8 protein-coding genes are annotated in these 12,082 nt (G+C 73.4%); 6 read left to right on the top strand and 2 right to left on the bottom strand.

The annotated features are described in order from the left end of the window. Positions 1-43: 43 nt before the first annotated feature. Entirely contained in the window at positions 44-475 is a 432-nt protein-coding gene (gene mraZ, locus C1I99_RS07840) for a division/cell wall cluster transcriptional repressor MraZ (protein WP_111133540.1), read from the bottom strand. A 356-nt stretch (positions 476-831) separates the two neighbouring features. Here mraZ and C1I99_RS07835 point away from each other — a divergent pair, with 356 nt between their 5' ends. Genes C1I99_RS07835 through C1I99_RS07825 form a run of 3 tightly spaced genes read left to right on the top strand, consistent with a single transcriptional unit; the run spans position 832 to position 3,471 of the window. Beyond that, on the top strand, positions 832-2,079 hold the full coding sequence (locus C1I99_RS07835) for a MurT ligase domain-containing protein (protein WP_111133562.1): 1,248 nt from the start codon (positions 832-834) through the stop codon (positions 2,077-2,079). Then, positions 2,069-2,791, top strand: coding sequence for a type 1 glutamine amidotransferase (locus C1I99_RS07830; protein WP_111133539.1), 723 nt, complete (start codon positions 2,069-2,071; stop codon positions 2,789-2,791). Before C1I99_RS07835 ends, C1I99_RS07830 begins: the two co-directional genes overlap by 11 nt. Further along, positions 2,788-3,471 (top strand): TVP38/TMEM64 family protein, encoded by a 684-nt coding sequence (locus tag C1I99_RS07825; RefSeq protein WP_111133538.1) that lies wholly within the window; start codon positions 2,788-2,790, stop codon positions 3,469-3,471. Before C1I99_RS07830 ends, C1I99_RS07825 begins: the two co-directional genes overlap by 4 nt. A gap of 265 nt (positions 3,472-3,736) precedes the next feature. On the opposite strand, the gene leuS is transcribed toward C1I99_RS07825, so the two are convergent. Next, on the bottom strand, positions 3,737-6,616 hold the full coding sequence (leuS, locus tag C1I99_RS07820; protein ID WP_111133537.1) for a leucine--tRNA ligase: 2,880 nt from the start codon (positions 6,614-6,616) through the stop codon (positions 3,737-3,739). Between the two features lie 494 nt (positions 6,617-7,110). On the opposite strand from leuS, the gene C1I99_RS07815 reads away from it, so the two are divergent. The 3 genes from C1I99_RS07815 to C1I99_RS07805 are packed head-to-tail and all read left to right on the top strand — an operon-like array spanning position 7,111 to position 11,957. Continuing rightward, complete coding sequence (locus tag C1I99_RS07815) at positions 7,111-8,166, top strand: AAA family ATPase (protein WP_111133536.1); 1,056 nt, start codon at positions 7,111-7,113, stop codon at positions 8,164-8,166. Between the two features lies 1 nt (position 8,167). After that, complete coding sequence (locus C1I99_RS07810; RefSeq protein WP_111133535.1) at positions 8,168-9,466, top strand: DUF58 domain-containing protein; 1,299 nt, start codon at positions 8,168-8,170, stop codon at positions 9,464-9,466. A 16-nt stretch (positions 9,467-9,482) separates the two neighbouring features. Next, positions 9,483-11,957, top strand: a complete 2,475-nt coding sequence (locus tag C1I99_RS07805) for a transglutaminase TgpA family protein (protein ID WP_111133534.1) — start codon at positions 9,483-9,485, stop codon at positions 11,955-11,957. Positions 11,958-12,082 lie beyond the last annotated feature (125 nt).

The following is a 12,082-nucleotide window of genomic DNA, read 5'->3' as shown; positions in this document are numbered from 1 at the left end:
AAAGCGGCTGGAGATCTCGCAGTACGTCGGGCGCCGTCACGCCCTACAGACCGCCGGGCAGCACCCCCTCCTCGATGTCGGCGAAGTCGTCTTCGCTCTCCGCGAGGTAGGTCTCCCAGGCGATCTTGTCCCAGATCTCCACCCGCGTGCTCGCGCCGATCACCACCAGGTCGCGGTCAAGCCCGGCGTACGCCCGCAGGTGCGCCGGGATGGTCACCCGGCCCTGCTTGTCGGGAACCTCGTCGTGCGCGCTGGCGAAGAAGACCCGGCTGTAGGCCCGGGCCGCCTTGTGCGTCATCGGTTGCGCGCGCAACTGCTCCGCGATCCGCTGGAACTCCGGCGTCGGGAAGACGTAGAGGCAGCGATCCTGCCCTTTGGTGATCACGACACCCCCCGCCAGCTCATCCCGGAACTTCGCCGGAAGGATCAACCGGCCTTTGTCGTCCAGGCGCGGGGTGTGGGTGCCGAGAAACATCGGCCCAACCCCCTCGCCCTTCTAACGGCGTTCGCGGCGCCGCTGACCCCCCGGGCCGGTGGGCCCTCCCGGCCTCACCATCGGGCCCCACTCTACTCCACTTCCCTCCACCTGCAACCAGAAACGCCCGCGCGGCGCGCCCGATCGCCGGCTAAAAGAGCACGTCAGACGGGGTGGAGCGGAGTGGAGGGCGGCGGGGGCCCGCCGGGGGCGTCCGTTTCCCGACATAGATCGACTCCGTCCGGCCGAACCGGAACCGTCGACCCGGTGACCCATCCCGGCCGAACGGTTCGCCGTCGGCGGCGATCTGGCGGGCCCGGCGGTCCGGTAACCTCGCTCGCGTGACGGACGCGAAGATGCCCCTGCGGGCGAAGGTGGCCAGCTCCGTGTCACGGACCGCCGCGGCGCTGTCCCGGGCCGCGGGCCGTGGCGACGGCTCGGTGATCGGCGGCTGGCTCGGCCTGAAGATCGACCCGGACCTGCTCGCCCACCTCTCCGCCGGGCGTGCCATCGCCCTGGTCTCCGGCACCAACGGCAAGACCACCACCACCCGGCTCACCGCGGCGGCGGTCGGGGTGCTCGGCCGGGTCGCCACCAACTCCTTCGGCGCCAACATGCCCACCGGCCACACCTCCGCGCTGGCCAAGGCCGGCAGCACTCCCTACGCAGTGCTGGAGGTGGACGAGCACTACCTCGCGCAGGTGCTGGAGGCGACGGAACCGCACGTGGTGGCGCTGCTCAACCTCTCCCGCGACCAGCTCGACCGGGCCAAGGAGGTCGCCATGATGGCGCAGCTCTGGCGTGCCGCGCTGGTCCGGCACCCCGACATCCGCATCATCGCCAACGCTGACGACCCGATGGTCGTCTGGGCCGCCTCCCCGCCGCCCAACCACGACCACCGCATCGCCCCGCCGCAGGTCACCTGGTTCAGCGCCGGGCAGCGCTGGCACGACGACTCCTGGGTCTGCCCGGAGTGCGGGTCGACCATCCAGCGCTCCGGCGACCAGTGGTGGTGCAGCGGCTGCCCGCTACGCCGCCCCCAGCCGCAGTGGGCGGTGGAGGACGACGGCGTGGTCGATCCCACCGGCGCCTGGCACAAGGTCAAACTTCAGCTACCCGGCAAGGTCAACATCGGCAACGCGGCCACCGCCCTGGCCGTCGCCGCCGAGTTCGGCGTCCGGCCGGTCGACGCGGTGCTGCAGCTCGGCACGGTCACCTCGGTCGCCGGCCGCTACGCGCAGGTCGAGCGGGACGGGCGCAACATCCGGCTGCTGCTGGCCAAGAACCCGGCCAGCTGGCTGGAGGCGTTCGACATGGCCGACGAGGCGCCGACCCTGCTCTCCATCAACGCCCGGGACCCGGACGGGCTGGACACCTCCTGGCTGTTCGACGTCGACTTCGCCCCGCTGCGCGGCAGGCAGGTGCTCATCACCGGCGACCGGGCGTACGACCTCGCTGTCCGGCTCGACGTCAACGAGGTGCCGTTCCAGCACATCCGGACGTTCGACGAGGCGGTCCGGGCGGTGCCCCCGGGCCGGCTGGAGGTCATCGCGAACTACACCGCGTTCCAGGACATCCGAGCGGAGTTGGATCGTGTCAACTGAGAGCCTGCGCATCGTCTGGGTCTACCCCGACCTGCTCTCCACCTACGGCGACCGCGGCAACATGCTGATCCTGGCCCGCCGGGCCCAGCTGCGCGGCATGCCGGTCGAGGTGCTGGAGGTCCGCTCCGACCAGCGGCTGCCCGCGACCGCCGACATCTACCTCATCGGTGGCGGCGAAGACGGCCCGCAGGCGCTCGGCGCGCAGCGGCTGATCGCCGACGGCGGGCTGCACCGCGCGGTCGCCCAGGGATCGGTGGTCTTCGGTGTCTGCGCCGGCTACCAGCTCCTCGGCACCTCGTTCTTCGCCAAGGGCACCCGCTACCCCGGGCTGGAACTGCTCGACCTCAGCTCCGACCGCGGGCCCACCCGGGCCGTCGGCGAGCTGGCCGGCGACATCGACCCGCGGCTGGGCCTGCCCCCGCTGACCGGCTTCGAGAACCACGGCGGCCGCACCCACCTCGGCCCCGGGGTGTCCCCGCTGGCCCGGGTCACCGCCGGCGTCGGCAACGACGAGGCCACCGAGGGCGCCTGGCGGGGCAAGCTGCTCGGCACCTACTCGCACGGCCCGGCCCTGGCCCGCAACCCGGCGATGGCCGACCTGCTGCTGCGGTGGGCCACCGGCGTGCACCAGCTGCCGCCGCTGGACGACACCTGGTCCGACCGGCTGCGCGCCGAGCGCCGCGCTGCGGTGGCAGCCGCCGCCCGGGCATGACTCCCGCCGTCCGGCGGCTGTTGCGCCAGCCGTCGGCCGTCCGGTTCGCCCTGCTGCTGCTCCTGCTCGCCGGGTTCGGGCTGCTGCTGCTCGTGGCGCCCCGACCCGACCCGGCGCAGCTGCCCCGGCTGGCCGACCGGCTGGGCGACGCCGCCCCGGTCGCGGCGGTCGTCGGCGGGGCGCTGCTGCTGGTCGCGCTGGTACCCCGGACGTTCATCACGCTCGCCTCGGGAGCGATCTTCGGTCCGCTGGCGGGCGCCGCGTACGCCCTCGGCGCCGCGCTGCTGGCCGCGGCGGTCGGCTTCGCCGTCGGCCGGCTGCTCGGCCGGGAGTTCGTCGCCGAGCGGGTCCGCGGCCGGCTGGCCCGTCTCGACGGCTGGTTCACCCGGCAGAGCGTGCTCGGCGTGATCACCGTCCGGCTGCTCCCCATCGCCGGCTTCGGCCTGGTCAGCTACGGCTACGGCACGACCGGCGCCCGGGTGGCGCCGTTCCTCGCGGGCAGCGTCATCGCCTCCGCCCCCACCGCCTTCGGCTACGCCGCCGTCGGCGCCGCCGTCACCTCCCCCGACGAGGTCAACTGGCTCGCCGCCGCTCCCGCCGCACTCGGCCTGGTCGCCAGCGCGGTGCTGATCCACCGCTGGTGGCGCGCCGAGCGGCAGGGCCGGGCCGCACGGACCTGACGCCACGACGCCGCACCCGGCCGACGGGCCAGGCCGGGCCGCCCGGGACCCGACGGCCGACGCTTCGAGCGGAGCGCCGACCGCCCGGAATTGGAGGCCGCCGAGGAGCCGGCGCCCGGGGTTCATCGCCGAAGTGGTCCGGGTCGGCGACACCGTCACCGGCTCCTGGCTCGGCTTCGCCGCCTGGCCCGTCACCGTGCTCCCGGCAGCCATGACCACCATCCACCGCCGCGACCCCTGACGCCGCAGGGAGACCTGGGACCGGTCAGGCGACGACGCTGACCATGCGGCCGGCGACCACGATGACCTTGCGGGGCTCCCTGCCGGCCAGTGCGGGCGCCACCGCCGCCAGGGCGGCCGACCGGACGTCGTCCTCGGACGCGTCGGCGGGGACCTCGACCCGGCCGCGGACCTTGCCGTTGACCTGCACCGGGTAGGTCACCGTCGTGGCGACCAGCAGCGCCGGGTCGGCGGTCGGGAAGTCCGCGTACGCCAGCGAGGCCTCGTGGCCCAGCCGCCGCCACAGCTCCTCGGCGACGTGCGGGGCGAACGGCGCCAGCATCAGCACCAGCGGCTCGGCTACCTCGCGCGGGGTGTCCGGCAGCCGGGTCAGCCCGTTGGTCAGCTCGATCAGCTTGGCGATCGCGGTGTTGAACCGGATCCCCTCCATGTCGCCGCGGACCCCGTCGATCACCTTGTGCAGCAGCCGGCGGGTGGCCTCGTCGGCCGGGGCGTCGGTGACCCGCAGCGCACCGGTCTCCTCGTCGACGACCGCCCGCCAGACCCGCTGCAGGAACCGGTACGAGCCGACCACCGCCCGGGTCTCCCAGGGGCGGGACACCTCCAGCGGGCCCATCGACATCTCGTAGACCCGGAACGTGTCAGCGCCGTACGCCGCGCACATCTCGTCCGGGGTGACCACGTTCTTCAGCGACTTGCCCATCTTGCCGTACTCCCGGTTGACCTTCGTGTCGCCCAGGTAGAAGCCGCCGTCGCGCTCGATCACCTCCTCCGCCGACACGTACGCGCCGCGCGCGTCGGTGTACGCGTACGCCTGGATGTAGCCCTGGTTGAACAGCCGGCGGAACGGCTCGACCGACGAGACGTGGCCCAGGTCGTACAGCACCTTGTGCCAGAAGCGGGCGTACAACAGGTGCAGCACGGCGTGCTCGGCGCCGCCGACGTACAGGTCGGTGCCCCCACAGTCAGGTCGGCCGCTGTCTCCGGTCGGTCGCGGGCCCATCCAGTACCGCTCGTTCTCCGCGTCGACGAACCGCTGCGAGTTGGTCGGGTCCAGGTAGCGCAGCTCGTACCAGCAGGAGCCGGCCCACTGCGGCATCACGTTCGTCTCCCGGGTGTAGCGCTTCGGCCCGTCACCCAGGTCCAGCTCGACCTCGACCCAGTCGCGGCGGCGCGACAGCGGCGTCTCCGGGTTGCTGTCGGCGTCGTCCGGTTCGAACGTCTTCGGCGAGAAGTCGTCCACCTCGGGCAGCTCGACCGGCAGCATCTCCTCCGGCAGCGCGATGGCGGCCCCGGTCTCGTCGTACACGATCGGGAACGGCTCGCCCCAGTAGCGCTGTCGGCTGAACAGCCAGTCGCGCAGCCGGTAGGTCACCGCGCCGGCGCCGTGCCCGTTGGCCTCCAGCCACTCGATGATCCGGGCCTTCGCCTCGGCAACCCCCAGGCCGTTCAGGTCCAGGCCACGGTCGGGCGCGGCGCTGTTGATCGCCGGGCCGTCCCCGGTGTACGCCTTGCCGTCGAAGCCCTCCGGCGGCTGCACGGTCCGCACGATCGGCAGCTCGAAGACCTCGGCGAAGTCCCAGTCCCGCTCGTCCTGGGCGGGCACCGCCATGATCGCGCCGGTGCCGTAGCCGGCCAGCACGTAGTCGGCGATGAAGATCGGGATCTGCGCGCCGTTGACCGGGTTGGTGGCGTACGCGCCGGTGAAGACGCCGGTCTTCTCCCGGGTCTCCGCCTGCCGCTCGACGTCGGTCTTGGCGGCCGCCGCCTTGCGGTACGCCTCGACCGCCGCCCGGGGGCTGGCGTGCCCGCCGGTCCAGGCGTCCCTCGTCCCCGCCGGCCAGGCCGCCGGCACCAGCGCGTCGACCAGCTCGTGCTCGGGCGCCAGGACCATGTAGGTCGCGCCGAAGACGGTGTCCGGCCGGGTGGTGAAAACGCTGATGCGGGCTTCCCCGGCGACGGCGGGACCAGTGGCGGAGACCGGGAAGCCGATGTGCGCGCCGGTGGAGCGGCCGATCCAGTTGCGCTGCATCAGCTTGATCGGCTCGGGCCAGTCCAGCTTGTCCAGGTCCTCCAGCAGCCGGTCACCGTACGCGGTGATCCGCATCATCCACTGCTTCAGGTTCCGCTTGAAGACCGGGAAGTTGCCCCGCTCGGAACGGCCGTCGGCGGTGACCTCCTCGTTGGCCAGCACGGTGCCCAGCCCGGGGCACCAGTTGACCGGCGCCTCCGAGACGTACGCCAGCCGGTGGTCGTCGACGATTTTCCGCCGCTCGGCGACACTCAGCTCGGCCCACGACCGGCCGTCCGGGGTGGGCCGGCTGCCCCCCTGGAACTCGGCGATCAGCTCGGCGATCGGCCGGGCTCGCCCGGCATCGGTGTCGTACCAGGCGTTGAAGATCTGCAGGAAGATCCACTGTGTCCAGCGGTAGAAGTCCACGTCGATGGTGGCCACCGAGCGGCGCTCGTCGTGGGCCAGCCCCAGCCGGCGCAGCTGCGCCCGGTACCGGGCGATGTTCGCCTCGGTGGTGATCCGCGGGTGGGTGCCGGTCTGCACCGCGTACTGCTCGGCGGGCAGGCCGAACGCGTCGAAGCCCATCGCGTGCAGCACGTTGCGCCCGGCCATCCGCTGGTAGCGGGCGAAGCAGTCGGTGCCGATGTAGCCCAGGGGGTGCCCGACGTGCAGGCCCGCGCCCGACGGGTAGGGGAACATGTCCAGCACGTACAGCTTCTCCGCGCCGGCCCGGGGGTGGCCGGGGTCGGCCAGCGGGCCGGTCGGGTTCGGGGCGTGGAAGGTGCCCTCCCGTTCCCAGATGTCCTGCCAGCGGCGCTCGATCTCGTCGGCCAACGCCGCGGTGTACCGGAACGGGGGGATGTCGTTGCCCGGTGCGGCTGCCTCAGTCATGGGGTCTCCTCGCTTCGCTCGGCGCGGTCGTCTCGTGCTGTCTGGTGGTGCTCGCCGCCCGTGTCCGGGACCGGCCGGCGACGGGCACGAAAAAGCCCCTCGCACAGGAGGGGCCGCCGTGCTGTCGCGCGTTCAGCGCATCAGCACGGCCCGGTAAGAAGCAGGAAGACTCCGGCCACGTCGGCAGTGTAGCGCGACCGACCGCCGGTGGTGGGTCCAGGCCACCTGGTGCGCGCGCGGCGGCCGTCAGCCGGCGTCCCCGCCTCGCGACGGCCCGCGCCTACCCGCCCCGACGGTGTGATCCATCCCCCGACCTGACGAATATTCGGGGCGTAACCGACCGTCTACCTGCGGGGGTCGGCGACAGCCGTAAACATGGTTAGCCTGAGAGGCCAGTGAGAGTCCTGCGGCAGACGAGGCTCGGCGTCGCGAACCCAACGGCGGGTCCAGGTGCTCTATACAGAGCTGCCGTGACGGCGACGAGGAGGAGGCCCGTGACACAACAGACCTGGGACGAGGTGGGCGGCCTGCTGCCGCACGACGAGTTCCGCGCCGCCAGCGAAGCCATCGTCTCGAACATCGAGCAGGTCATCGAGGGCAAGACCGCCACCGTGCGGCTCGCCCTGGCCGTCCTGCTGGCCGAGGGTCACCTGCTGATCGAGGACGTCCCCGGCGTCGGCAAGACCAAGCTGGCCAAGGCGATGGCCCGGTCCATCGACTGCTCCGTGCGCCGCATCCAGTTCACCCCCGACCTGCTGCCCAGCGACGTCACCGGCGTCAGCGTCTACAACCAGGAGACGCACGACTTCGAGTTCCGCCCGGGCGCCGTGTTCGCCAACCTGGTGGTCGGCGACGAGATCAACCGCGCCTCGCCGAAGACCCAGTCGGCGCTGCTGGAGTGCATGGAGGAGCGGCAGGTCACCGTCGACGGCGTCACCTACCAGCTCCAGACGCCGTTCATGGTGATCGCCACCCAGAACCCGATCGAGATGGAGGGCACCTACCCCCTCCCGGAGGCGCAGCGCGACCGGTTCACCGCCCGGATCGCGATGGGCTACCCCGATCCGAACGCCGAGCTGGCCATGCTCGACGGGCACGGTGCCACCGACCCGCTGCGGGAGCTGCGACCGGTCGCCGACGCCGACATGGTGCGCCAGCTGATCGCCCACGTCCGGCAGGTGCACGTCGCCGACGCCGTCAAGCAGTACGCGATCGACCTGGTCACCGCCACCCGCGAGGCCCCCGACCTGCGCCTCGGTGCCTCCCCGCGAGCCACCCTCCAACTGCTGCGCACCGCTCGCGCGGTGGCCGCCCTGGAGGGGCGCGACTACGTCCTCCCCGACGACCTCCAGGTGCTCGCCGTGCCGGTGATGGCGCACCGGATCATCCCGACCGCCGACGCGCAGCTGGCCCGCCGCACCACCGACGCGATCGTCGCCGAGCTGGTGCACCGGCTGCCGTTGCCGCACGACCGCAAGCGCTCCCCGTACGACACCCGGCCCACGGGTGAGGGCAACGGCCGGGCCCCGTACGAGCCGCGGAGGCGATGAGGTGCGGGACGGGCTGCGAGGGCTGACCACCCGCGGCCGCTCGTTCCTGGCGGCAGCGGTCGCGGCCGCGATCTCCGCCGGGATCCTCGGCGAGAAAGACCTGCTCCGGGTGGCCGTGCTGCTCGCCGTCCTGCCGCTGCTCGCCGCGGCCTACGTCGGGCGCAGCCGCTACAAGCTGGCCTGCAACCGGTCGCTGGACCCGCACCGGGTGCCGGTGGGCGCCAGCTCCCGGGTGGTGCTGCGGCTGCAGAACATGTCCCGCCTGCCCACCGGCACCCTGCTGCTGGAGGACCGGCTGCCGTACGCGCTGGGCAGCCGCCCCCGGGTGGTGCTGGAGCGGCTCGGCTCGCACCAGGCCAGCTCGGTGGCGTACACCGTGCGGGCGGACGTGCGCGGCCGCTACGAGGTGGGCCCGCTGGTGGTCCGGATGACCGACCCGTTCGGGCTCTGCGAGCTCAGCCGCGCCTTCCCCAGCACCGACCGGTTGACCGTCATCCCGCAGGTCACCCCCCTGCCGTCGGTCCGCCTGCCCGGCGAGTACGCCGGCAGCGGCGACAGCCGGGCCCGCTCGGTGGCCGTGCACGGTGAGGACGACGCCGCCACCCGCGAGTACCGGATGGGCGACGACCTGCGCCGGGTCCACTGGAAGTCGACCGCCCGCACCGGTGAGCTGATGGTGCGGCGCGAGGAGCAGCCCTGGGAGAGCCGAGCCACCGTCGTGCTGGACACCCGCGCGTACGGCCACCGGGGGGACGGGCCCACGGCCAGCTTCGAGTGGGCGGTGTCGGCCGCGGCGAGTATCGCCGTGCACCTGCGGCAGGCCGGTTACAAGCTGCGTCTGGTCACCGGCTCCGGGGTGGACGTCGACGCCTCGGAAGTGGCCGGCGACGGGCTGCTCCTCGACCACCTCGCCGAGGTCCGCCTCGACCAGCGGGTCGAGATCACCACCCTGGTGCAGAAGGTCCGCCAGCGGGCGGACGGCGGGCTGATCATCGGCTTGTTCGGGTCGGTGAGCACCGCCGAGGCCGAACTGCTGGCCGGGCTGCGCGGCAACGGCGCCACCTGCGTCGGCTTCCTGCTGGACAGCTCCACCTGGCTCAATCTGCCGGCGAAGGCCCGGGCCGAGGCGGAGCACGCGCACGGGGCGGCCGCGCTGGCCCTGTTGCAGAGCGGGTGGCGGGTGATCGGGGTCGACCACGGTGCTCGGCTGCCCGCGCTGTGGCCGCAGGCCGCCCGGGGCTCGCAGGGCTTCGCGCTGCGGGCGGCGCTGGCCGAGACGGTGGCCGGCGGCATGCGATGAACGGAAGGATCCCCTCATGATCGCCCACCGGAACCTGGGCTTCGTGGCGGCCGCCGCGACGCTGCTGGCCGCCGCGCCGCTGTCGGCCATCTTCGAGCGTTGGACCTGGCTGATCCAGGCCACCATCGCGGTCGCCGTGGTCGCCGCCGTGGCCGCGCTGACGCGGCTGGCCCGGATGCCGCTCTGGGGTCAGGTGCTCGGCATGCTGGCCGGCCTGACGCTCGCCCTGACCTGGCTCTTCCCCGGCGGCACCGAGCTACTCGGGTTCGTGCCCACCCCGGCCACCTTCGGGCACTTCGCCGAACTGCTCGGCGGCTCGGTGGAGGACATGCGCTCCTACGGGGTCAAGGTGCCCGACACCGACCCGCTGCTGTTCATCACGGTGCTCGGGATCGGCGGGGTGGCCGTGGTGGTCGACGTGCTCGCCGTCGGGCTGCGCCGGCCGGCGCTGGCCGGCCTGCCGATGCTGGCCGTCTACTCGGTGCCGGTGGCGGTCTACGTGGACAGCGTGCCCGCCGTGCCGTTCGTGGTCGGCGCCGCTGGCTACCTCTGGCTGCTGGTCACCGACAACGTCGACCGGGTGCGCCGGTTCGGCCGCCGGTTCACCGGCGACGGCCGGGACGTCGACGTCTGGGAGGCCTCGCCGCTGGCGGCGGCCGGCCGGCGGCTGGCGGTGCTCGGCGTGGCGCTGGCCGTGGCGCTGCCGCTGGCCGTACCGGGGATGACCGGCGGGCTGCTGGACACCCTCGGCTCCGGCGCCAGCAACGGCAGCGGGGGGCGGCCCGGCCAGGGCGGCTCTCCCGGGCGGATCGACCTGTTCGCCTCGCTCAGCGGGCAGCTCAACCAGTCCGAGGTGGCCGACCTGGTCAAGGTGACCACCAACGAGCCGGAACCGTTCTACCTGCGCTTCGGGGTCGCCGACGAGCTGCGGCCGGACGGTTTCCGGGTGCGCAATCCCACCGGCCGGCCGGCCAACCGGGAGCTGCCGGATCCCTCCGAGCGGACCCGGCAGGGCGTCCAGCAGACCAGCTACCGGGCCACTGTGGAGGTGACCAGGAACCTCAGCATGCCGCTGCTGCCGGTCTACGCCGAACCGGTGCGCACCGAGGAGCTGAACGGCAACTGGCTGTACGACCCGAACCTGCAGGTGGTCTTCTCCAACCGGGAGACCTCCCGAGGCAAGCGCTACTCGTTCGACTACGTGCGCTCGACGTACACCCCGGCCGTCCTGCGGCGGGCGCAGCCGCTGCCGGCGGACCATCCGCTCCGGCGGCAGCAGACCGTCACGCCGTCGGTGCCGGAGGTGCAGGAGCTGGTCCGGACGCTGGTACGCGGCAAGAACACCGACTACGACAAGGTCCGCGCGATCTACGACTACTTCTCCACGGAGAACGGCTTCAGCTACCGGCTGAGCACCGAGGGGGGCACCAGCGGGCAGGACATCGTCGACTTCCTCACCAACAAGGTCGGCTTCTGCCAGCAGTACGCCGCCGCGATGGCGTGGCTGGTCCGGGCCGCCGGCATCCCGGCGCGGGTGGCGTTCGGTTTCACCAACGGCAGCAACGTCGACGGCGACACGTACACGCTGACCAACCGCAACCTGCACGCCTGGACGGAGGTCTACTTCGACCAGATGGGCTGGGTGCCGTTCGACGCCACCCCGGCGTACGGCGTGCAGGGTTCCACCCGGTCGGCCTGGGCCCCGGACACCGACGCCCCGGAGCAGTCGGCCCCGGGGCCGGGCACGTCGAGCGCGCCCGATCAGGGCGAGGCGTCGAGCGCCCCGGCGGGCCCGGACGCGGCGGACGAGGACATCGACTCCGGCCTGGCCATCGGGTCCACCACGCCCAGCCAGCAGGCACCGGTCTGGCCGTGGTGGTTGGCCGGGGGGCTGGCGCTGCTCGCCCTGCTCGCCGTGCCGGCCCTGCGCCGGCTGGCCCTGCGCCGGCGGCGCAGCGGTCGGGCCGCCGCCGCGGTGGCGGTGGGCGCCACCGACGCCGCGGCCGCTCCCGGCGACGGGCCGAGCGTGGTGGTGGTCGTGGCGGGCGCCGACCGGGCGCGGGCGGACGCGCACGCCGCCTGGGACGAACTGCTCGACACGCTGGTGGACTTCCGGGTCCGGGTGGACCGGACCGAGACGCCACGGGCCACCGCCGACCGGCTGTCCCGCGAGGCGCTCACCGCCGACACGGCGGCCGTCACGGCGGTACGCCTGCTCGGGCGGGCGGAGGAGCGGGCCCGCTACGCCCGGAACCCGCTCACCGGTGAGCCGCTGCTCCCGGCGCTGCGCAGCGTGCGCGGCGCGCTCGCCGCCCAGGCCGACCGGCGTACCCGCCTGCTGGCCGCCGTGCTGCCGCCGTCGGTGTTGCTGCGCTGGCGCATCGCTGCGGCCGACGCGTCGTCCTGGCTGGTGGCCGCGACCGGGCGGGTCCGCAACCGGCTGCTGCGCTGGAACCCCCGTCGCCTACTGGCCGACCGCATGGCCCGCTGACCGGCCCGGCGACCGGGGCGGTCGACCGCCGATCGACCCGGCCTGCGGCACCACGGGTGTGTCCGCGGGTCGGGTCGCGGGTGGCCGGCAGGGCCGTCAGGTGAGCGGGAAGGGGCGGGCCGGGG

This window comes from Micromonospora deserti, assembly GCF_003236335.1.
In the GTDB taxonomy this organism is placed as follows: Bacteria; Actinomycetota; Actinomycetes; order Mycobacteriales; family Micromonosporaceae; genus Micromonospora; species Micromonospora deserti.
Note: the sequence above shows the minus strand (reverse complement) of the source record. Positions and strands in the feature narration are given on the sequence as shown.